The organism is Haloferax profundi (genome assembly GCF_001469865.1).
GTDB classification, from domain to species: Archaea; Halobacteriota; Halobacteria; order Halobacteriales; family Haloferacaceae; genus Haloferax; species Haloferax profundi.
This window is the reverse complement of record NZ_LOPV01000297.1, coordinates 1-20,678: the sequence shown is the minus strand read 5'-3', so window position 1 is coordinate 20,678 and position 20,678 is coordinate 1. Positions and strand designations below refer to the sequence as shown.

25 protein-coding genes are annotated in these 20,678 nt (G+C 63.8%); 13 read left to right on the top strand and 12 right to left on the bottom strand.

All coding sequences use genetic code 11. The annotated features are described in order from the left end of the window. Positions 1–125: 125 nt before the first annotated feature. The gene (locus AUR66_RS12495; protein WP_058572689.1) at positions 126–581 is read left to right on the top strand and encodes an MGMT family protein; all 456 of its coding nucleotides are present in this window, start codon (positions 126–128) and stop codon (positions 579–581) included. A gap of 56 nt (positions 582–637) precedes the next feature. Here the strand turns inward: AUR66_RS12495 and AUR66_RS12490 are convergent, their stop codons facing one another. From AUR66_RS12490 to lonB, 3 genes are all read right to left on the bottom strand, one after another. Continuing rightward, positions 638–976 (bottom strand): hypothetical protein, encoded by a 339-nt coding sequence (locus tag AUR66_RS12490; protein ID WP_058572688.1) that lies wholly within the window; start codon positions 974–976, stop codon positions 638–640. A 68-nt stretch (positions 977–1,044) separates the two neighbouring features. Continuing rightward, complete coding sequence (locus tag AUR66_RS12485) at positions 1,045–1,896, bottom strand: CPBP family intramembrane glutamic endopeptidase (RefSeq protein WP_058572687.1); 852 nt, start codon at positions 1,894–1,896, stop codon at positions 1,045–1,047. Between the two features lie 6 nt (positions 1,897–1,902). Continuing rightward, complete coding sequence (gene lonB, locus AUR66_RS12480; protein WP_058572686.1) at positions 1,903–3,984, bottom strand: ATP-dependent protease LonB; 2,082 nt, start codon at positions 3,982–3,984, stop codon at positions 1,903–1,905. A 169-nt stretch (positions 3,985–4,153) separates the two neighbouring features. Between lonB and AUR66_RS12475 the strand changes: the two genes are divergently transcribed. Genes AUR66_RS12475 through AUR66_RS12465 form a run of 3 tightly spaced genes read left to right on the top strand, consistent with a single transcriptional unit; the run spans position 4,154 to position 6,109 of the window. Beyond that, positions 4,154–4,705 carry a nicotinamide-nucleotide adenylyltransferase gene (locus AUR66_RS12475; protein WP_058572685.1) on the top strand — a complete coding sequence of 184 codons (552 nt, stop codon included), beginning with the start codon at positions 4,154–4,156 and terminating at the stop codon, positions 4,703–4,705. A 1-nt stretch (position 4,706) separates the two neighbouring features. After that, positions 4,707–5,489, top strand: coding sequence for an SAM hydrolase/SAM-dependent halogenase family protein (locus AUR66_RS12470; protein WP_058572684.1), 783 nt, complete (start codon positions 4,707–4,709; stop codon positions 5,487–5,489). After that, positions 5,489–6,109 (top strand): trimeric intracellular cation channel family protein, encoded by a 621-nt coding sequence (locus AUR66_RS12465; protein WP_058572683.1) that lies wholly within the window; start codon positions 5,489–5,491, stop codon positions 6,107–6,109. Before AUR66_RS12470 ends, AUR66_RS12465 begins: the two co-directional genes overlap by 1 nt. An 84-nt stretch (positions 6,110–6,193) precedes the next feature. On the opposite strand, the gene thsA is transcribed toward AUR66_RS12465, so the two are convergent. From thsA to AUR66_RS12450, 3 genes are all read right to left on the bottom strand, one after another. After that, the gene (gene thsA / locus AUR66_RS12460; RefSeq protein ID WP_058572682.1) at positions 6,194–7,756 is read right to left on the bottom strand and encodes a thermosome subunit alpha; all 1,563 of its coding nucleotides are present in this window, start codon (positions 7,754–7,756) and stop codon (positions 6,194–6,196) included. A gap of 134 nt (positions 7,757–7,890) precedes the next feature. Continuing rightward, positions 7,891–8,172, bottom strand: a complete 282-nt coding sequence (locus AUR66_RS12455) for a HalOD1 output domain-containing protein (protein ID WP_058572681.1) — start codon at positions 8,170–8,172, stop codon at positions 7,891–7,893. A gap of 60 nt (positions 8,173–8,232) precedes the next feature. Next, the gene (locus AUR66_RS12450) at positions 8,233–8,877 is read right to left on the bottom strand and encodes a helix-turn-helix domain-containing protein (RefSeq protein WP_058572680.1); all 645 of its coding nucleotides are present in this window, start codon (positions 8,875–8,877) and stop codon (positions 8,233–8,235) included. Between the two features lie 141 nt (positions 8,878–9,018). Between AUR66_RS12450 and AUR66_RS12445 the strand changes: the two genes are divergently transcribed. After that, the gene (locus tag AUR66_RS12445) at positions 9,019–9,843 is read left to right on the top strand and encodes an amidohydrolase family protein (RefSeq protein WP_058572679.1); all 825 of its coding nucleotides are present in this window, start codon (positions 9,019–9,021) and stop codon (positions 9,841–9,843) included. Positions 9,844–9,871: 28 nt separating this feature from the next. Here the strand turns inward: AUR66_RS12445 and AUR66_RS12440 are convergent, their stop codons facing one another. Continuing rightward, entirely contained in the window at positions 9,872–10,774 is a 903-nt protein-coding gene (locus AUR66_RS12440; RefSeq protein ID WP_058572678.1) for a glycosyltransferase family 2 protein, read from the bottom strand. Between the two features lie 80 nt (positions 10,775–10,854). Then, positions 10,855–11,613: a class I SAM-dependent methyltransferase gene (locus tag AUR66_RS12435; protein WP_058572707.1), complete on the bottom strand. Its 759-nt coding sequence runs from the start codon at positions 11,611–11,613 to the stop codon at positions 10,855–10,857. Between the two features lie 106 nt (positions 11,614–11,719). On the opposite strand from AUR66_RS12435, the gene AUR66_RS22070 reads away from it, so the two are divergent. The 5 genes from AUR66_RS22070 to AUR66_RS12415 all read left to right on the top strand — a co-directional run bounded on the left by AUR66_RS22070 (position 11,720) and on the right by AUR66_RS12415 (position 14,435). Further along, a complete protein-coding gene (locus AUR66_RS22070; RefSeq protein WP_197409774.1) occupies positions 11,720–11,878 on the top strand; it encodes a hypothetical protein in 159 nt (52 codons plus the stop codon). A 124-nt stretch (positions 11,879–12,002) separates the two neighbouring features. After that, complete coding sequence (locus tag AUR66_RS12430) at positions 12,003–12,275, top strand: winged helix-turn-helix domain-containing protein (protein ID WP_058572677.1); 273 nt, start codon at positions 12,003–12,005, stop codon at positions 12,273–12,275. Between the two features lie 109 nt (positions 12,276–12,384). Next, a complete protein-coding gene (locus AUR66_RS12425; protein ID WP_058572676.1) occupies positions 12,385–13,167 on the top strand; it encodes an MBL fold metallo-hydrolase in 783 nt (260 codons plus the stop codon). An 81-nt stretch (positions 13,168–13,248) separates the two neighbouring features. Beyond that, complete coding sequence (locus tag AUR66_RS12420) at positions 13,249–13,965, top strand: YkgJ family cysteine cluster protein (RefSeq protein WP_058572675.1); 717 nt, start codon at positions 13,249–13,251, stop codon at positions 13,963–13,965. 65 nt (positions 13,966–14,030) lie between these two features. Continuing rightward, the gene (locus AUR66_RS12415; protein WP_058572674.1) at positions 14,031–14,435 is read left to right on the top strand and encodes a TRAM domain-containing protein; all 405 of its coding nucleotides are present in this window, start codon (positions 14,031–14,033) and stop codon (positions 14,433–14,435) included. Positions 14,436–14,598: 163 nt separating this feature from the next. Here AUR66_RS12415 and AUR66_RS12410 read toward each other — a convergent pair whose 3' ends face one another. Next, the gene (locus tag AUR66_RS12410) at positions 14,599–16,296 is read right to left on the bottom strand and encodes a radical SAM protein (RefSeq protein ID WP_058572673.1); all 1,698 of its coding nucleotides are present in this window, start codon (positions 16,294–16,296) and stop codon (positions 14,599–14,601) included. Positions 16,297–16,445: 149 nt separating this feature from the next. On the opposite strand from AUR66_RS12410, the gene AUR66_RS22065 reads away from it, so the two are divergent. Beyond that, positions 16,446–16,604, top strand: a complete 159-nt coding sequence (locus tag AUR66_RS22065; RefSeq protein ID WP_191965791.1) for a DUF7559 family protein — start codon at positions 16,446–16,448, stop codon at positions 16,602–16,604. Then, the gene (locus AUR66_RS12405; RefSeq protein WP_058572672.1) at positions 16,601–17,086 is read left to right on the top strand and encodes an Hsp20/alpha crystallin family protein; all 486 of its coding nucleotides are present in this window, start codon (positions 16,601–16,603) and stop codon (positions 17,084–17,086) included. Before AUR66_RS22065 ends, AUR66_RS12405 begins: the two co-directional genes overlap by 4 nt. A gap of 15 nt (positions 17,087–17,101) precedes the next feature. On the opposite strand, the gene AUR66_RS12400 is transcribed toward AUR66_RS12405, so the two are convergent. Together AUR66_RS12400 and AUR66_RS12395 are read right to left on the bottom strand one after the other, a co-directional pair. Next, positions 17,102–18,250, bottom strand: a complete 1,149-nt coding sequence (locus AUR66_RS12400; protein ID WP_058572671.1) for an NAD(P)/FAD-dependent oxidoreductase — start codon at positions 18,248–18,250, stop codon at positions 17,102–17,104. 65 nt (positions 18,251–18,315) lie between these two features. Next, positions 18,316–19,098, bottom strand: coding sequence for a DUF7388 family protein (locus tag AUR66_RS12395; protein ID WP_058572670.1), 783 nt, complete (start codon positions 19,096–19,098; stop codon positions 18,316–18,318). Positions 19,099–19,490: 392 nt separating this feature from the next. On the opposite strand from AUR66_RS12395, the gene AUR66_RS12390 reads away from it, so the two are divergent. Beyond that, positions 19,491–20,015 carry a DoxX family protein gene (locus tag AUR66_RS12390; RefSeq protein ID WP_058572669.1) on the top strand — a complete coding sequence of 175 codons (525 nt, stop codon included), beginning with the start codon at positions 19,491–19,493 and terminating at the stop codon, positions 20,013–20,015. A gap of 107 nt (positions 20,016–20,122) precedes the next feature. Here AUR66_RS12390 and AUR66_RS12385 read toward each other — a convergent pair. Then, positions 20,123–20,678 (bottom strand): NUDIX hydrolase (locus tag AUR66_RS12385; RefSeq protein WP_058572668.1); only part of this gene is annotated, 556 nt, incomplete at its 5' end.

Here is a 20,678-nt window from a genome sequence, read left to right as displayed (position 1 = left end):
CGTCGGCGGGGACACTCACCTTCTCTCGCGTACGCGCCCGCGGGACAGGGAAACCAGCAGACTGCGGGCCGACAGACCGAGGACTCGCCGGAAGGGTCAAGCGTCCGGCGTGAACACCCGAATACATGGACGTCTCTGGAATCTACGCTCGCGAATCGTCGACGCTCAACCGAGTGGTACAGGTGGGCGTCGTCAGCGGGAAACTCATCAGCGTCTCGTTCCCGGACGAAATCCCAGACGATGCCGAACACGACAACGCACATCTGGATGCAGTTCTCGACGCGATAGACGGGGTGGAGGTGGACCTTTCCGGGATTCCAATCGGTCTCACCGTCCCTACGGACCAGCGACGCGTGCTCGAAGCAGTCCGAAACGTCCCCCGAGGCGAGACGGTCGACCTCGGACTGCTCGTTCGGATGGCCGGATTAGACCCCGAAGACGACGAGTCGAAAGAGACGGCTCGGCGGGCACTCGCGGCGAATCCGATTCCCGTCGTCATCCCCGACCACCGCATTCGAGACGGCCCGAGTGCCGCACCCGACGACGTTGCCGAGGCCCTCCGCCGCGCAGAGGGACTCTAAATCGAGAGCGTCTCACTGCCCCTCACACACGTCTTCTCAGAGAGCGAAAGATAGACTTAGAACGGTGCCGCGTCGGTCTGCCGCCGAAGTGCGAGATAGCCGAGTAGGCCAGCGAGGAGGAACAACGTACTCGCGAAGGCAATCGATTGGAGCCCCGTCGCGAGTTCGACGAACTGCGCGATGCCGGCGAGCAGGAACCCGCCACCGGCGATGTACTTTAGCTGTCCGCTCACCGGAATCTGGAGCGTGACGATGCCGAGGAGGATAGCGACGACACCGAAGGCGGCGTCTGCCGCGAACTGCAGTGTCGGGTTCCCCGTGAGTAGCGATGCGACGACGAGGACGAGATAGCCGATGAGTCCCGCCTGCGTCAGCACCCTCGTGTCGATGTCCATACTGGATACGTGTGGCCTGCACACTTGAACGCATCCCCGCGGAGGGGCCGAGAGAGTTCAGTCGATGACTACCAGCCGAAGAGTTCGTTCCCCACGAACTCCAGCGCGTTCACCAGATAGTGAGCGACGACGACCACGAGGAGGCTTTGTGTGAGGACGAACGCCGCTGCGAGGACGAATCCGAGGAGGCCAGTGACGACGATACCGAGTCGGCCCTGTGCACTGTGTCCGGCCCCGAACGCCGCCGACGACACGGCCGCCATCAGCCACGGCGACACGTCGAACCCGACGGCGACGGCACCGACGAGTGCCCCACGGAACAGCAGTTCTTCGAACCCAGCGATGAGTGGCAGAGCGACGAAGAGCAGCAACACCCACCCTGCCCGTGACTCTGGCGTGAGCGACTCCCGAAGCGCCTCGTCGGGAGTGAAGCCGAACTGCCGACTGAGCGACGACCCGACGCGATTCGCCGCGTACAGGCCGAGTCCGAGGGCGAGTCCAACACCGAGTTTCGTCGGAACGTCGCCGGCAGAGATGCCGAGGGCTGCTGACGGGATTTCAGCGTACCACGCACCGAGTGCCAAGAACGCGCCCAACAGCGCCTGTGAGACGGCGACGTTGGCGATGAGAAGGTGCGTCGGGAGGTCCGAAGAGACGGCCGCCGAGTCGGGTGTCGGGACTATCGGTGTGGACGACACCCCGTCGACGACGTTCTCGGTGGTCGCTGCCGAGACTAATTCGTCGCCGTCGAGTTCGACATCGTTCCGAGACCCGTCCAGCGACGTCTCTCGGTCGGGGTTGTCGTCGAAAGAAACCGACGCACCGTCTCCGTGAGGAACGCCTCGTGAGACGTATGCGAAAGAGAGAAGGACGACGAGAACGAGGCCAGTGAAGCCCGTAAACGCCGCCCAGTCGGTCATCCCGCGTTACTGCGGGCTGGGGCTCGAGGGCCCGACGCCCTTGCCCTTGTTGAGGGCCGAGCCAGTGATGCTCTTGAGGCGGTCGACGAGCGAATCCTTCTCGGGTTCGCCTTCGAGGGCGACTTCGAGAACCTCGCTGATGTGCGAGACGGGGATGATGTCGATCATCTCCTTGTACTCGTCTTCGATCATCACGTCCTGCTCGTTGGCAGCAGGGATGATGACCGTGTCACAGCCAGCCTTCGCGGCGGCTTCGATCTTGTGGGTGACACCGCCGACGGGAAGCACGTCACCGCGCACCGACAGCGAACCGGTCATGGCGACCGACTGGTCGATGGGGATGTCTTCCAGCGCGGAGATGACGGCGGTCGCGACCGTGATGGACGCGGAGTCGCCGTCGACACCTTGCTGGCCGGTCTGGACGAACTGCACGTGCACGTCCATCTCGGAGAGGTCCTGGTTGGAGAACTTCTTGATGATGGCGGACACGTTCTGGACGGACTCTTCGGCCATCTCCTTGAGTTGGCCGGTCGCGATGACGCGACCCGGTCCTTGCGATGGCGTGACTTCTGCCATCACGGGGAGCATGATACCGGAGTCCTCGCCCATGACGGCGAGGCCGTTGACACGGCCGGTGACGAACCCGTCGTTGACCGAGAGTTCGTAGTCCTTGCGGCGCTGGATGTACTGGTCGGCAATCTGCTGCTCGATGGAGCGCGCACGGCGCTTGGCTTGCAGCACGTGGTCGCGGGTGGTGTACTCCGCGTTCTCGCCGCGGGCGATGTCGCCTGCGACGCGGACCAGCCCACCGAGGTTACGGAATTCGAGGGTCAGGTGACCCTTGCGGCCGGCACGCCGACGGGCTTCGAGGATGACCTCCTCGATTGCCTCTTCGGTGAAGTGCGGGAGACGGCCGTCGTTCGAGACTTCCTGCGCCACGAAGCGTGCGTACTTGCGGCGCATCTCGGGGGAGTCCTCGATGGTGTCGTCCATGTACACCTCGTACCCGTACCCTTTGATACGGGACCGGAGTGCGGGGTGCATGTTCTCCATCGCGTCGAGGTTACCCGCCGCAATCATGATGAAGTCAGTCGGGACGGGTTCGGTCTGGACCATCGCACCCGAGGAACGCTCGGACTGGCCGGTGATGCCGAACTCGCCTTCCTGAATCGCCGTCATCAGGTGCTGCTGGCTGCGCACGTCGAGCGTGTTGATCTCGTCGATGAACAGGACGCCCTTGTTTGCCTTGTGGATGGCACCGGGTTCCACACGGTCGTGGCTCGGCGTCTCCATCCCACCGGACTGGAAGGGGTCGTGACGGACGTCACCGAGCAGGGCACCCGCGTGGGCACCGGTCGCGTCCTGGAACGGCGCGGCCTTCTGGTCGGCGTTGTTCACGATGAGGTTCGGGACCATCGCGTCGCTGCCGCGGGAACCATAGCGGAATGCAAGATAGATGATACCCGCAGCGAGGATACCCAGGAGGACCTGCTGGGCGATGATGAGGGAGTAGCCCAGCACGACTGCGATGATGATCCACATGAGGAACGAGCGCATCTGGTTGCGCTTGCGTGCCTCTTCTTTGTGGGCCTCGACAATCTGGTCACCCTTGCCCGCGGGGACAGTGCGGACCTTCGGGGCGTTGCCGTCGTCGGGGTTGTGGTAGACGAGAACGTCCTGTAACTCTTCACGGGGAAGGAGTTCAGACATCGCCTTCGCGAGCATCGACTTCCCCGTCCCCGGGGAGCCAATCATCATGACGTGGCGGCGCTGTTTGGCCGCCTTCATGATGACGTCGCGGGCGTGTTCCTGTCCGATGACCTGGTCGACGAGTCGGTCTGGGACAGTGATCTCTTCGGAGGACTCTATCTGGAGACCACCGAGCAGGTCGTCTTCGTCCACGTCGTCGGCCACGTCGGCCTCGATTTCGACGTCGCTCCCGAGGTCGTCGATAGTCTTCTTATCGACCTCTTCGGCCTCCTCGCGCTGGAGACCCGACCCGTCGTCGATATCCCCGTCGAACGGGGTCTCGGCGGGCGAGTCCTCCTGCTCCGGGAGGCTGTCGTCGGTATTCGTATCGTTACTCATAGAACTGTCGTCGCTACTTCTAATGTGGGCCCTGCGCCTGATATACTTTCTCCCCGGTTGCATCGTGCGTACCTTGCCGTATCGTTGGGTTTCGACGCTCCTACCACCAGAATACCGGAATTACGTCGACTCGGCGTATTTATAAGTAGTCCGACCTAACGCCCGAGCGATGCGGGGGTTCTACATCGGCCGTTTCCAACCGTACCACAACGGCCACCACAGAATGGTCGAAGAGATTGCCTCCGAGGTCGACGAACTCGTCCTCGGTATCGGGTCCGCCGGCGACTCACACTCGCCGCGGAACCCGTTTACGGCAGGCGAGCGAATCATGATGGTCAACAAGGCCGTCTCGAACTTCGACATCACGACGTACGCGGTTCCCATCGAAGACCTGGACCGGAACTCCGTCTGGGTCAGCCACGTCCAGTCGATGTCGCCGGCGTTCGAAGTCGCCTACTCGAACAACCCACTCGTCATCCAACTGTTCAAAGAGGCGGGCGTCGAGGTCCGACAGTCACCCATGTTCAACCGCGAGGTGCTGGAGGGTACCGAGGTCCGCCAGCGGATGATAGAAGACCGCGACTGGGAAGCACTCGTCCCCGACGAAGTCGCCGACGTAGTCCACGAAATCGGCGGCATCGAGCGAATCCAGCGTATCACCGCCACGGACCGCTCGGAGCGTGGGCGCAGCGACGACCAGGACGACTCGAACCCCTGTTGAGATGATTACCCTCGCGTCTGACTTCGGGTCGGCGTACCCCGCCGCGATGAAGGGCGTCATCCTCTCGCGGAGCGACGCCCGACTCGTCGACGTCGCACACGACCTGCCGCGACAGGACGTTCGTGCAGCAGCATTCTGGCTGCGCGAGACCCTTCCGTACTTCCCCCCTGCGGTCCACCTCGTTGTCGTCGACCCCGGTGTCGGAACTGACCGCCGGGCAGTCGTCGTCCGCGTCGGCGACCACGTCCTCGTCGGCCCCGACAACGGCGTGCTCCGGCCCCCAGCACGCCGCATCGCCGACGAACTCGATGGAGAACCGGCGGTAGACGCCTACGAGATTCGCGTCTCCGACCCCGCGTCCACGACGTTTCACGGCCGCGATGTCTTCGCCCCCGCCGCGGCGGACGCACACGAGGTCGGACCGGGTTCGCTCGACACCATCGAGCGATTCGAGGCAATCCCAACCGAGTCGCTCACCGACCTCCGATTCCCGACCCCTGATATCTCCGAGGACGGCGCGGGTGCGACCGGTGAAGTCCTCGTCGTCGACGACTTCGGCAACTGTATCACGAACTTGCCCGGCGGCATCGTCCGCGGCCACGACGCCGTCGAGGTGAACGGCGAACCGACGCCCGTCGGCCACACGTTCGAGGCAGTCGCGCGGGGTGAGCGACTGGTCACGGTCGGAAGTCACGGCAACGTCGAGTGCGACGTGAACCACGGCCGTGGCGACGAGGCGTTCGGCCTCGAACCGGGCGACACAGTCCGGATTCGGGTCGCGTGATGGTCGTCGCCGACGTCGACCCCTTCGCGGTGATGAACGTCGTGGGACTGCTGGCGTTCGCCATCGCGGGCGCGCTCAAAGCCGCAGACGCCGGTCTCGACATCTTTGGCGTTGGGGTCCTCGGCGTGGTCACCGCCCTCGGCGGCGGGACCACCCGCGACGTGCTCGTCGACCGACTGCCGGCGTCGTTGGCCGCCGTCGGAGAGATGAGCGTCGCACTCGTCGGCGTGGGCCTCGCACTCGTCCTCATCCATTCGCTCCACGGACAGGTCCGCGACCACCCGGCGTTCTTGACGTCGGACGCCATCGGCCTCTCGGCGTTCGCCGCGACGGGTGCACTCGTCGGCGTCCAAGCGGGCGTCTCACCGTTCGGCATCGTCATCCTCGCCACCATCACGGCCGTCGGCGGCGGGTCTATCGCCGACATCCTCATCGGACGGGTTCCGGTCGTCCTCCGCGACGACTTCTACGCGACGCCGGCAGTCGTCGGCGGTGTCGCGTTCCTCGTCGCCCGCGCACTCGGCGCACCGACTGGTGTTCCATCGGCACTGTGCGCCGCACTCGTGTTCACGGTGCGGATGCTCGCGCTCAGATACGAGTGGCGGTTGCCGCAGGTGTGAAAAGAGCTGTCAAAAGCAACACGAAGTGGCCCGACAGCGTGGGATGCTGTCGGTTAGCTGTACTGGGCGGTCGTGTGGGGCGACTTACTTGGCGGCGATGACGTCGTCGATGCGGACAATCATCGTCGCGGCTTCCGTCGCTGACTCGATGGCCTCGCGCTTGACGGCCACGGGGTCGATGACGCCGTGTTCGACGGGGTCACCGATTTCACCCGCGCGGCCGGTCGAGATGATGCCGGCGATGCCTTCGTTCTCGTAGCGTGCGCGCAGGTCGACGAGTGCGTCGATGGGGTCCATGCCCGTGTTCTCTGCGAGCGTGCGCGGGAGGGCCTCGACGGCGTCGGCGTACGCCTCGACGGCGAGTTGCTTGCGCCCCTCGATACCGGCGGCTTCAGACCGGATGCGGTCGGCGATTGCGATTTCAGTCGCACCTGCACCGGGGACGACACCACCCATGTCGATGGCGGCGACGACCACGTCGATGGAGTCGTTGATGGCGCGTTCGAGTTCGTCGACGACGTGCGCGGTGCCACCGCGGAGGAACAGCGTCACGGACTTGGACGCGGCACCGCCCTCGACGAAGGTGAGTTCGTCGTCGCCGAACTTGCGGATGCTGACGGAGTCGACGTGCCCGAGGTCGGATTGTTCGACGTCGGAGAGCGACCCGAGACGCTTCGCGCCAGTCGCACGGGCGAGGGCACGGGCGTCGGACTTCTTCACGCTCTTGAACGCGAGGATACCCGCGTCGGCGAGGAAGCCAGCGACTCGGTCGTCGATGGACTTCGTGCAGAAGACGACGTCGACACCGGCGTCCTTCAGCGCCTTCGAGTAGCCACGGAGTTCGCGGTCTTCGGCGTCGATGGCGGCGGTGAGTTGGTCGACAGAGGTGATGTTGTACTCGGTGTCGACCTCGCTCTTGCGAACGTCGAGTTTCATATCGAGGACGGCGACAGTCGCGTCTTCGACGGCGCGGGGCATGTTCTCGTTGACGGGTTCCTTGTCGAGGACGACGCCTTCGACGAGTTCGGTCGCCGAGGAGGACGCACCCGTGCGGGTCATGACACGCACGTCTTCGCGGTGGAATTTCCTGTCTGCGTCTTCGTGGACCATCCGGACGCCCTTGACGACGTGCTTCGCGAGGACGTCGGCGGTGATGTCACCGGTCCCCTTGCCCGTCATCGAGGACTCGGCGACTTTCTGGAGGAGGTCGTCGTCGAGGTCGACGTCGAGGAGCATGTCGTCGACCGCATCCTGTGCGATGCGGGCGGCCTCGGTGTACCCTTCGACGATGACCGTCGGGTGGAGGTCGGAGTCGAGGAGGTCTTCGGCGTGGGCGAGCAGTTCGCCCGTGAGGACGGCGGCGGTGGTCGTGCCGTCACCGACTTCCTCTTCTTGGGTCTGGGACACTTCGACGATCATCTGCGCGGCGGGGTGCTCGATGTCCATCTTTTCGAGGATGGTCGCCCCGTCGTTCGTGATGACGACGTCGCCCGACGAGTCGACGAGCATCTTGTCCATCCCGCGCGGGCCGAGCGTCGTGCGTACAGCCTCGGCGACGGCCTTTCCGGCGCGGATGTTCGAGTCCTGTGCGGAGCGGCCACGTGTTCGGCTCGTCCCCTCTGCGAGAATGTATAGTGGTTGCTGCATTCGTGAAGCCATGTTGAAACCTCAAGCGCTATCAACGATTGCAGTTCTATAAATAGTTTTCGCCCAGAAGTGCGCTAGGAAATCGCACGACAGGGTGGCGTTCGACGGGGGTAGCGGATGTGAATCCGTGGGGGTCAATCCTCTGTTGGACTCACCGTAATCGTTCCGTCACCGAACAACGAGACGAGTAGCCCGGCATAGGTAAATGTGAGACGTCGAGAGGGGTCGTGGGAGGACTCAAATAATGCGTCGAGGGCCTCAGGGTCCACGCCGATATCTCCAAGCGGAGGGAGTTCGAGTGGGCTGAGTTCTGATGCCGTCGCAACTGCGGAGGTAATCGCAACGGCTACCTCTTCGTATCGGTCGGCGGAGATGGTTACCACGGACCCAGCATCCTGATCGCGCTGGTCGTCCATACTCCCCCGAACGGCAGTGTGGTACGTATGAGTGTGGGTTGATTATGTAACCCGCCGAATTCAGGGCGACTCGTCGCGAATCCGCTCTGCGAGCGTCCGATACGCCCGGCGAAGACGTGCCGCGACTGCCTGCCGTGAGATATCGAGTTCGTCACCGAGTTCGTCGAGGGACGTTCGTCGGTGGTCGTCGAAGTACCCCAGTTCGAGTGCGAGGAGCAGTGCTTCACGCTGACTGTCGGTCAAGCCCTCACCTAGTGGTGCCTCGTCGGCGGCGAGCGGTGTAATCTGGTCGAACTCTGCTTCGATGCCGTTGTTCGCCCAGTGAATTCGGAGGTCGCTGAGGACGCTGTGAGAGGGGACCCGGAGGCGGAGTCGCCAGTAGTTCTCTGTGCTCGTACACTCGAGGAGGACCGTCCCGTGGTCGTGGAGTTCCGCGAACAGTCTGCTCGTTCCCGGGTCCCAGTCAGACCCGTAGAGTGCACCGTTTGGAACCCTCGCGACGAGTGTGACTTCGTGCGTCTCCAACGCTTGTTCGGCGAGGGTGTGAAAATCCGATGCGTCGGGGCCTCGTGCCCAGACGAACGATGTCACGCTATCCGAGAGTGGAATTGTCTGTTCCAGTTCGAGTTCGATATCGTATTCTTCGACCGACCGACCGAACGGAAGGGCAGAGAGAGGAACGAGAACCTCCGCAATCAGACACACATCGAATGATGGGAAGAGAAGGCCAAAAAACTGCGTCGTTACGTTCTCTCTCGACAGTATAGAAGGAATGAACGTCACGTTCTACTGTGACTCGCACGCGATTCTACAACCTATTTGACGGGGACGTGTGACACCTCGACAATGCTGGAGTTGGAACACGGGTTCAGGGTGGTCGACGTGAACGCGCGACTCGACCCGGACAAGCAGTCGATTGCGACGCGCGGACGTGAGATTAGCCCCGAGCGATTAGAGCGCGAACTGCATCAGGCGGGCGTCGTCCGAGCAATCGTCTCTCCGGGGACACAACCAGGCGACCAGAGTTATCTACGGCCGAACAACGCCGTGGCACGGATGAGCGTCGACAGGCCGTTCCTCGCGTTCGCCCGCGTCAACGGTCCGCGCGACCCCAGTGGGCGAACGTCGGCGCGCCTCCGGAACCTCACGTCGTCGCGGAAGGACTTCCACACCGACCCAGACGACGTAGAGCAGTACGCATACGACGACCGATTCCACGGATTCTGTCTCGCCCCTGCGGTCGATGGTCTCCCCGACGAACCGACGCTCTCGATGCTGGAAGACGTCGGTCTCCCGGTGTTCGTCACCGGTGGCCAGTCGTTCGAACCGTCGGCCGTCGCGGAGTCGCTCTTGGGGAGATTCCCCGTGATTCTCTCGAGTTTCGGCGGGTATCCACTCGACCAAGACCTGATGCACCAGTCTATCGACTTGCTCGACGACCACGACGACCTGTACCTCGACACGAGTTTCGTCCGCTACCGGAGCGTCCTCGAACGGGCACTCCTCGAACACCCCGACCGCGTCTTGTTCGGGAGTGGTGCACCGGAGACGCACCCGAACGTCGGCGTCATGGAGATTCTGACACTCGACGTGTCGGAAGACGCGCTGGCACGCGCGTTCTCGAAGAATGCGGCCCGCGTAATCGCGGCGCTCGCCCCGGGAGAAACGTAGGCAGAACGTCGCGGTCAGGACAGGAAAGTCAGCGCCAGTCGTACCGGGCGACTGCGCGGTCTGCACGGGTAGAACAGCCGTGCGGATTCCGGGAGCGAGAGCGGTCACGTGCGCGGGCGACCATCCCGTCGGACGTTCCCGTCGCGATACCGGTGATGACGTCACGTCCGGTTCCGACCCATCCAGACGGCGTCACGTCGCCTTTGAGGACGCCGAACGCTGCTTCGACGCCGTCTGAGATGGCGTGTTTCGCGGTCCGTTCGATTGCGGCGGGTCGAAGTCCGTAGTTCTTCACGAGACGATAGGTCAAGGCCCGATATTTCCAGCCCCAATCGCGCTCCGAGATACCGCCATCGGCCTCGAATTCTCGGCGGACACACATCTCTGGTGCCCACGCGACGGTTCGGTCGAGACTGGCGAGTCGATGCGCCGCGTCTCGTGCGCCGCCAGTCTGCAGGTACTCGTCGAACCCGTCCAGAGAGTCGATGACGGAACGGCGGAACGCGACGTTGCCACCGTTGAAGTAGGTCACTTCGCGACCAGCAATCGTGTTCTCTTCGAGGGACTCGGTCGTCATCCCGTTTCGGAGCGTCTGGTGCATCGGCCCGGTGACGACGTGCGAGTCGTCGATAGCGTCTTCGAGCGCCGTGAGCCACGAGGGTTCGACAGAGAGGTCGTATCTGAGTAGAGCGACGACGTCGCCGCTGGCGACTTCGATACCTGCGTTGCGTGCGACGTTGAGGTTCCGGTCAGAAATCTCGACCAGAACGTCGACGTCGTCGCGCTCTCTCACCATCCCGGTCGTTCCGTCGGCCGACGGGCCGTTGACGACGATGACCTCGGCGTCGGGGGCGTACTCGGCCAGCGCGTCGAGGCTGGTGACGAGACGGTCCCGACCGTTGAGGGTCGGGAGCACAACCGAGAGGTCCATACCAAACACTTGCGGTGGACGTACTTAAATGTGAATCGAGAACCGTGGGAAAGTGTATCGTGAGACAGTGACGCGCGGTCTCACTCGGCGTCGCTCGCACGCGTCGTCGCACGAGACTCCGCATCGACAGCGCCGGGAACGTGCGCGTTCCAGTACGAGACAGACGCGATGTCGTCGCCGACCGGTGAGTTACCCACCGTGAGGTCGAGCGACCGGAACGGCCGTGCGATGCCGTTCGGCACCTTCCGGTAGAACCCGAACGGGACGACGAAGTCGTGTTTCGCGTCCGTGAGTTCGAGTCCTGCGTCGTCGAGCAGTCGGTTGACCTCCGGTTCGGAGTAGAGTCGAGACCCCATGGGAAGCAACCAGTTGTACGCGACGCGCAGACTCTGGTCGTTGAACGTGTCGAAGAACACCTGTCCTTTCGAGACACGTGCCATCTCTGCGAGGAACTTCGCCGGTGTGTCCGCGAGGTGGAAAAAACGCATCGCGAACACCGCGTCGAAGTGGTCGTCTGGGAATGGAAGCCGTGCAGCGTCGCCGCGGAGGAACTCGATTCGGTCTGCGACGCCCGCGCTTCGGGCTTTCTCCCGCCCCTGTACCATCATCGCCCGTGAGATGTCCAGTCCGACGACGTTCGCTCCCTCTCGAGCGAGCATCACGGTGAACCGACCGGTCCCACAAGCGATTTCGAGGATATTCTTGTCCTCGACAGGGCCGAGTGCCGCGAGGACTGCCTCTTTTTCACGCCGGTCGATGAGCCGACCACCCTTGGAGAACCGCTTCGAGTCGTACTCCTGGGCGACCTCGTCGGCCTGGTACCACTCCTTTCCTTTCACGCTACGCATACTCGCGGGGGCGACGGTAAAACGGTACTGGATATCCGTCGGATGTCGGGTGCGGTACAGGGATATACTTTCGTCGATAGAGACCGTAGCGTGGTGTATGCCAACGTGTCGAAACTGTCGGTCGACGCACGAGACCGAAGAACTGACGCGCCACACCATCGCGGAGTGGGTCGTCGTCCACTGTCCCGACTGTCACGCACCGATGGGTCGCTATCGCGTCGGTGCGCCTGCGGTGGACAAGTTACAGAACGCCTGACGAAACCGCCGCAGTCCGGCAAGTCTCACACCAGTCAAGAGAGATAATATGTGTATAAGGTGTCTGCATTGTTTTGTCACACTTGAAGCTAACTCTTAACACAGAGGAACCTACTGTCACAGGTATGAGCACCACCACTGCAGAGCCTGATACTGACGACCTGCTCTCGGAGGCCGAGTTCCGAGAGCGACTCCGCGAACTGCCACCGAGCGCGAAACTCGTCGCCAAAGTCCTCGAGAGCGATGCACCGCTCTCGCAGGGCCAACTCGCGGAGGAGTCGCTGCTTCCCGACCGGACCGTCCGCTACGCACTCAACCGTCTCGAAGAGTCGGACCTCGTCGGTTCGCGCTACTCCTTCAAGGACGCGCGCAAACAGGTCTACTTCCTCAACACGTAGACGCGCCGACCGCGTACCGTAGACGACTACCGCCCGCGGGGGCGCACCCCGCAGACCAAGCCACCACTTCTGCCGAACCGCTAAATCACCCGCGAGCCTAGCCGTCGTCATGCACGTCACGCGCGTCTCGGTTCCTATCTCGACTCGCGCCCCGAGCGGTGCGACGAACGCGTACCTCGTCGCGGACGAATCGAAGGGTTTGCTCGTTGACCCCGCGGCCCGAACCGCCGAACTCGACTCACTCGTCGAGCGACACGACGTCACCCACATCGCCGTCACTCACACCCACCCCGACCACGTCGGCGCTGTCGCGGCGTACGCCCACGAAACCGGGGCAACCGTCTGGTGTCGTCGCGGGCGAGAACGAGACTTCGTGGACGCGACGAGTGTCGAACCGGACCAGACGTTCACCGAAGGAACGACCATCCCCATCGGAACCGGAGTCAGCGTTCTCGACACGCCGGGACACGCTCGCGACCACGCGACGTTCGTCGCCGGCGACGACTACCTGTCCGGTGACCTCGCAGTCGCCGAGGGGAGTGTCGTCGTCGGGGCACCGGAGGGCGACCTGCGGGCGTACCTCGTCGCGCTCAGACGACTCCACGCGCACGACCCTGCGCGACTCCTCCCCGGGCACGGACCCGAAATCACAGACGCGCGGGCGACGCTCGAACGCCTCGTCTCGCACCGAAACGCCCGCGAGGAGAAGGTACTCGACGCCATCCGCGCCGGCAACACGACGCCGGAAGCCGTGACCGACGCCGCGTACGACAAGGACATCTCTGCCGTCCGTGACCTCGCCCGGGCGACAGTCGTCGCCCACATCGAGAAACTCGACGCCGGTGGCCGCGTCCGCTGGGACCCAGATTCCCAACAGGTCGAACTAATCTGAGTCACCTCCGCGGGGCGTCGGCCAAGTGCGCCACACAGACCGAACCGCGTGTCTCTTGACGCTCGCGGCCGCACACCGAGTATGGACCTCGAAGCCGAACTCGCAGCGGCCCGTGACCTCGACGTGTCGGAACTGGCCGACGCCATCGAGTCGATTGGCTTCGAGTGCACACGCTGTGGCGCGTGCTGCAAGGGCTACGACACCGACGACGGGAGAGAACCGCACACGGCGACCATCTTCCCCGACGAGGTGCGGACGATTCGAGACGCAACCGACTACGATGCTGACGGCGACGAAGTCGCCGTAGCCTCCTCCTCGGAGACCTCGCTGGAATGGAGAGACGTCGCCAGACCGATGCCCTACGGACTCACCGAGGGTGACGACGGCCTCGAAGGAGAGACGTTCGAGTGGGCACTCCAGACGACTGCCTGCGGCGACTGTCGATTCTACGAGGAAGACGAGACGGGACTGGGTGCCTGTCAGGTCCACGACGACCGGCCACTCATCTGTGAGACGTACCCCTTCAGCGTCGCCGTCGCGGGCACGAGTCAACCGATGGGCGACGCCGTCGACGAAGAAGGCGTCGTCCGCGCACACGAGTGCGAGGGCCTCGGACGGGACATCTCACGAGACGATGCAGAGGAATTAGCGCGGGCGCTCAAGGAACGCGCCGTCCGCGAGATACGCGAAGCACTCGCCGTCTCCGACGTCTACGAACCGGTCGAAACCGGGCCGGGAGAGGTCGTCGTCCACGACTCCGAGGGTGCGAAACGACCAGACGGAACCGAGGTTCCATAGCTGAATCTCAGGGACGGCGGTACATCTTTAACAGTTCGGGCTGACCACATAGTGGAGGTCTAACGGTGGAAATCTCAGATAAACTCCTGTGTCTGTTCAATGCTGACGTTCGCACCGAGGACGACCGATATATCGTCGAGATTCCTCGCCGCGAAGTCGAGACCGGGGCCATCGACCCCGGCGAGACGTATCGCGTCGCTCTCATCTCTCGCGAGGCACACGAAGCCGTCGAAACCGAACCGAGCGGCGGTCCCGCCCCGTCCGCCGAACCACAACCCCCGGTCGAGACCGGTGAACTTCGCTACGTGGAAATCGAAGACATCGGCAAGCAGGGTGACGGTATCGCTCGCGTCGAACGCGGGTACGTCATCATCGTTCCCGGAACCGACGTCGGTGAACGCGTGAAGGTCGAAATCACCGAGGTCAAGTCCAACTTCGCAGTCGGCGAAGTCGTCGAAGACGACTTCTAACGCGGCACGATTTTTCTACTCGGTGAACGCTGCTGTCACCGCCGACTAGCCTGCTAGTCTCGGCGTGACAGACCACGATTGCAAGTGAACGACCCACCACAGTTTCGAGTGAACGGGAGTGCACGCTTGCACGTGAAAACTGAAAGAAGAACGTCTGAAGCGTTTACTGAACGTACTTCAGCAGATTCGCGTCGATGCCGACGCTGCCCGGGTCGTCGTACGGGCGGTTCACCACGATGTCGCCGGCAGTGGACTTTCCGATACCCGGAATCGCCGTCAGTTCGTCCATCGACGCCTCGTTGATGTCGAGCGGGTACGGGACGCCCGTGACAGAGCGATAGCCGTGGTCCGTGACGACGATGTCTGTGGTCTGGCCCAGTTCGCGTTCGCCCGGAATCCCGACGAGTAGTGGGTAGGTACCGAGTTGTCGGCCGAAGGTACGGCCATCCTGATGGTACTCCAGGTGGACGTCGGGGAGGACAGTTCCCGGCGGAGCGACGCGACGGAGCATCGGGCGGTCGATTTCCTCGCGAACCTCCTGTTTGTACTTCTTGAACAACTGCTTGTGGTCCTGTGCGATAGACGCGCCGGTGTCCGACATGTCGGTGCCGTCGAAGGCCATGACCTGCCGGATGTTGATACGGCGGACCATCAGGCCCTCGTCGTAGACCCGCTGGAGGAAGCGCTTGTTGTGTTCGAACGTCTCCTTGGACTCGCCTTTCAGGCCGTGGAGGAGGTTGATGCCGGGGAGCAGTTTCGGGAGGCGATTCGACGCCCCGGGGCCGTGAGTAGGTGCGTCCGCAGGGTCGTCGCCGGGACGCCATCCGGCAACCTCGTTGACGATTTTGACCGCTTCGAAACACTCGTCTGCCGAGACGTTGAGGTTGTTCTCTTCTTGGACGACCGGGTCAGCCGATTCGAGGCCGAACGCCGCGGTGTCGCCCGCCGTGTTGTGTTCCGCGATGATGCTCAGTGCTTCGCGGGACTTCTCGGGCCACTCGACGATGGTGATGGGGTTGACGTTGTCGAGGTGGAGCGTTCCGAGGTCCGGCGCAACCTCGCGGATACCGCCATAGAGGCGACGGAGTGCGTCCGGGTTCGGCGCTTCGCCGTCGCCGCCGAACGCGAGAATGTCTGCCTGACGGCCGAGGCGGAAGTGCCGTGCGCCACGTTCGTACAGGTTCTCGACTTCCTTCACGACGGAGTCGGCGGTGCGGAACGACGGGTTCCCGTACAATGGTTCGGTACAGAACGAACACCGGTACGCGCACCCGCGAGAGGTCTCCATCTCGCAGATGAGGTGGTCGGGGTGGTTCGGGTGTTGTTCGACGACGAACGCTCCCTTCGCGGCCCAGCGGTCGAGTTCCTCGTTGTCGCGCATCCGGTTGCCGAACCCTTCGAGCGCGCTGTCGACGAGATCGTAGGCGGCCGCCTCGATGTCGCCTTTGGCGACGAAGTCGTAGTCGAGGTCCTTTCGCTGCATGTCCTGTCCGCCGGCGTTCTCGTCGCCGACGCCGAAGCGGATGGGGCCGCCCATGAGCGTCGTCCCTTCGGCGACCCACGCGAGTTCGCGGACTTCGTCGGGTTCGGCGGGCGTCCCGCCTACGTACTTTCCGGGGACGGTCATGCCGCCGATGTATATCATCAGGTCCGCGTCGGCGACGTCGCGCCACTTCTGTCGGTCGTCGCGGAGTTCGTCGATGGTGTGGTAGACGACGTTGGACTCGGGGACGCCCGCGTCGACCAGCGCACCTGCGGTGAATCGTGGATACGTCGAGATGTACGGCGGCACGCCGAAGTGCGCCGGTTCGTCGACGTATCCGTCGACGATAGTCACGGTGAGGTCGGCGGGGTCGGTCATCGGTCGCGGTTCGCGTTCGACGCTGAAAACGCAACCGGTCGAGACGCGCCGTCGTGGGCCCGTGCGCGTCCCGGCCCGACGGGGCTTGCTCGGCGAACGCGGGTTCCGCCTCCCGCGCGTTTATGACCGTGGGAGCGCAAGAAATGGGTATGCCCGCGACCCTCGAAATCAAGTGCACCAACGAGGACTGCGAACTCGACATGTTCGAGTTGCACTACACCTACGACATGCCCGACGACGTGACGGTGGCGGACTTCGACTGTCCGTACTGTGGTGAGGGACAATTCTTACAGGAGATTCAGCTATGAGCGACCTTCGAAAGTTCGGCGAGTCCGCCGCCAACGCGGTTCTCGAACGGGTCGGCCGCGGCGTCAGTCAGATGCAAGAGCGCAAACCGCTCGCACACGACCTGCTCGAGTCCGACGACGCCTACCTCGTCGTCTTCGACGCGCCCGGTGCCCGTGCCGAAGACGTGCAGGTCCGGTTCCTCGAAGGGGAAGTCGAGATACGCATCGACCGCTTCCGCGAGTTCCACGAGGGCTACGAGATGCGCTTCCCGGGCCGTGGCCTCACCCTCTCCAGTACCGCGACGCTCCCCTCGGACGCCGCCGTCGAAGCGGCCGAAGGGACAGCGACGGTCAAGAAGAACGGGACGATTCAGATTCAGATTCCCAAAGACGACCGCGGCAGCGACATCGAAGTCACCGAAGAAGACGGCGAGGAAGGCGCTGACGAACACGGTGGCGTGTCGTCAGACACCGGCGCACCCGACGACGACAACGACGCCTGAGGCAGCGTTCAGACGCTACTTCTCTCTCGATTCTCCGTCGCCGTCGAGTGTCATGCCGTCGACCACCGCGAACGACTCGTCTCCGTCGAATCGACACGGGTCGAACTGCTGTGGGAGCGACTCGTCCGCTGACCCGAGAACCGCACCCGCGAGGAGTTCGCCAATCGCTGGTGCCCACATGAAGCCGTGACCGTGCCATCCCGCGGCGACGTAGAGGCCGTCGTCGACTGCACCGACGAGCGGATTTCGGTCCGGCGTCGCCCCGCAGAGGCCGGCCCACGCGCGTTCCACGGTCGGTGTCGTCTTCGTCCGGTGTGAAGTCGCTGTGAGCGACTCGCGGACGAACCAGTCGTCGGCAGTCACGTCCCAGTCCGTCGGGTCTGCTTCGACGGGTTCGACACCATCGCCCGCGAGGACACCCGCCGGGTGGGGTCGGAGGTAGGACTCGTCCGTCGCGTCGTAGACGATTGGACCGTCGTACTCGCACTCACCGACGAGGGCCTGCACGCGGTACGGTTTGAGCGCGATTGGATGCCCGGCGTCGGCGAGGAGACGACGCGAGTGAACGCCTGCGGCGACGACGACGGCGTCGAACCGCGCGGTTACCACGTCGTCGATGGCGACGCCCGGTGGGTCGGACCGAACCGACACGGCGTCGCCGACGCGGAACTCTACGCCCGCGTCTTCGCACCTCTCGACGAACAGGTCGACGTACGCCGCGGGGTCGGCCCATCCCGCGTTCTCGGCGACGCCAGCGAGGGCAACGTCGTCGGTCTGGATGGGGAATCGCTCGCCGAGTTCGTCGGCAGCGACCGTCGAAACGTCGCGGCCGTGGACCTGCATCCGTTCGACTGCCTCCCGGAGCGCGGACGCCGACGCGTCGTCTCCGGTCCGAGCGAGGAAGACGTACGGAGTCTCGTGGAAGACGAACGCTCCATCTCCCGACAGCGAGCGAAACCGGACCATCGCGCGGTCGGCGACAGACACGTCGATGTCTTCGGCGTAGGCGTCGTAACAGATGCCTGCGGCACGACCTGTCATCCCTGCCCCGGGCGCGTCTCGTTCGAAGAGGGTGACCCGCGCGCCGTTCGCTGCGAGGTCGGCGGCGACGGTCAGGCCAACGGCACCCGCGCCGACGACGGCGACTCGGTCGGGAGACTGCATACCCCGCGCTGGGTCGTGATACTACTTGAAGGAACGGGAACAGTCGAATCGAGTGGGAGTGTCGGTTACTCCGCGAACTCGTCGACACCGCGCGCCGGATAGCCGACGACCAGGTCGACACCGATGTCGCGGAGGTCGTCGATGCGGTGGCGAACGTCGGTCACGGACCCGATGAGCGCGTAGTCACGCGCGGCTTTGAGAAGTACCTCTCGCGCGCGACCCTCCGCAGACGAGTCTGTGGGTGCGTCGTCCGGGAGTGCCCGCGCGACGGGACGTCGACGGGAGATGTAAGCCCCGACGGCGTCGAGAATCTCATCGTCGTCGTCCGTCAGTGCGGTCGGCGCGTAGAGTGCGACTTCGCCGTCGAACCCGGCGGCGCGAAGGGCGCGAACGTCGCGCCGCGTCGACCGGGAGAGGAGTTCGTACTGCGTGCCGCCCGCCGCGAGGGCGATGCGCTCGATGCCTTCGGTGCCGACCCACGCGTCGGGGGTCCGCTCTCTGGCCGCTTTGAGTCGGGGCGCGACCGGCCGGCCCTTCTCTTCGTCGGTCAGGTAGGCGGGGTGGCCCGCGACGAGCACCTGTCGAATGCCGTCGGGTAGCCACTCGTACAGTGAGTCGTCGCCAAGCGGGTCGAAGCCATCGGCCCGGACTGGCGTCGTCAATCTGACTTCCTTCTCGCCCGCGAGCGTTTCGAGAACCTCGCGGTCGGGCATCCGGTGGCGACCCTCGTAGTCGATAGCGACGATATCCAGCGGGATATCGACCGCTCGACGCACGTCACACTCGGCGGGTTTGAGTGCGACAGCGTCCAATCCGGCTTTCGAGACCGCACGTCCGGCGGTCAGCATGCTATCACCACAAAAATTTCAGTACCGTCGCGGAACGCGATCCATCGTCTGTGCGACCATGTGAGAGCGGATAGCGCGGATGAGGGCAAAACCCTGTCGGTGACGGCGACGTTGACCACGCCAGACACGAGTTATATACGCCCGTCGTGGTGACTCCGCCAGACGTCCCTTCTGACACGATAGTAGCATACAGTGCCGTCAGTCGGTGGTTCACGTCTCTAACCTACAGGATTGTGAAATTTACACACTTGTCTAACCGAGTAAAATAACGAATTCTGGGGCGAGCAGGGCCTGAGAACCGGTTTCGGTGATTCCCAGTTCTATGGATTAGAAAACGACTCTCCCTTTATATGTCACGTCGCCCCGACGGTTCAGATGTAAGGTGAACTAAGATGGCCGAAACCGGACAAATCGAGATGCTGGGGAACCGCATGGACTTCGACTACTCGCAGGGCGTGACGGGGTACGTACTCGTACTCACTCGCCTCATCACGGGCTACTGGTTCCTCAACGCGGGGATGGGTAAGTACCTCGCGGCGGAACCGTTCAGTGCTGCTGGCTGGTTGATGAACTCCAGCGGTCCCATCAGCGGCTTCCTCGCGTGGGCAGGCAGCACTCCGTGGATGCTCGAATTCACGAACTTCATGATTCCGCTCGGCCAGACCCTCATCGGCCTCGGACTCCTCATCGGAGCACTCACCCGGCTCGCCGCCTTCTTCGGCGGCTTCCTGATGGTGTTCTTCTACCTGGGGAACGCCGACTGGGCGCACGGCTACGTCAACGGTGACCTCTTCGGTCTCATGATGTTCGCCCTCATCGGCACCCTCGCCGCGGGCCGCATCTACGGCCTCGACGCCATCATCGAGAAGATGGAGTTCGTCCAACAACGCCCCATCCTCAAGTACCTCCTCGGCTGAACCGCCGCGGGCGGACATGGGGTTGGTGGGCGGGACTCATTTTTCGACGTGCTACAGACCGAGAGCGACAGCGTCGCGTCGCGCGGACAGGGGAGGCACGTGACCGCTCAGACAGGATAGTCGGCGTCGGGGTCGACCACACGGTCGACTTCTGGCGGGACGGTCCACTCGGTCGTGAGTTCGAGCAGTTGGACGAGCATCCGACCGGTCGCACCCCAGACGGTGTAGCCGTCGACGTGGAAGAAGTGGAGTCGTATCTCGCCGTACTTCGGGTGGTCGCGGAGTTCCGACTCGTAGTTCGACCGGTCGGTCAAGTCGTCGACTGCCAGCGCCGCAATCTCGGCGACTTCCCGGTGGTCGGGGTCGTACTCGCGGTCCGGGATTGTCGCGACGAACGGCGTGACACTGTAGTCCGTTATCGTGAGGATATCGTCGAGTTGGCCGTAGAACGTGACTTCTTCGGAGTAAAGGCCAATCTCTTCGTTCGACTCGCGGAGCGCGGTAGCTCGGAGGTCCGTGTCGGCAGGTTCGCGCCCGCCGCCGGGGAAACTCATCTGACCGGGGTGTTCGCCGAGGTGGTCCGCGCGCTTCGTGAACAGCACGTGCGGTCGCTCGTCGCGGAACAACACGGGGGCGATGACCGCCGCCCGCCGTCCCGCCTCG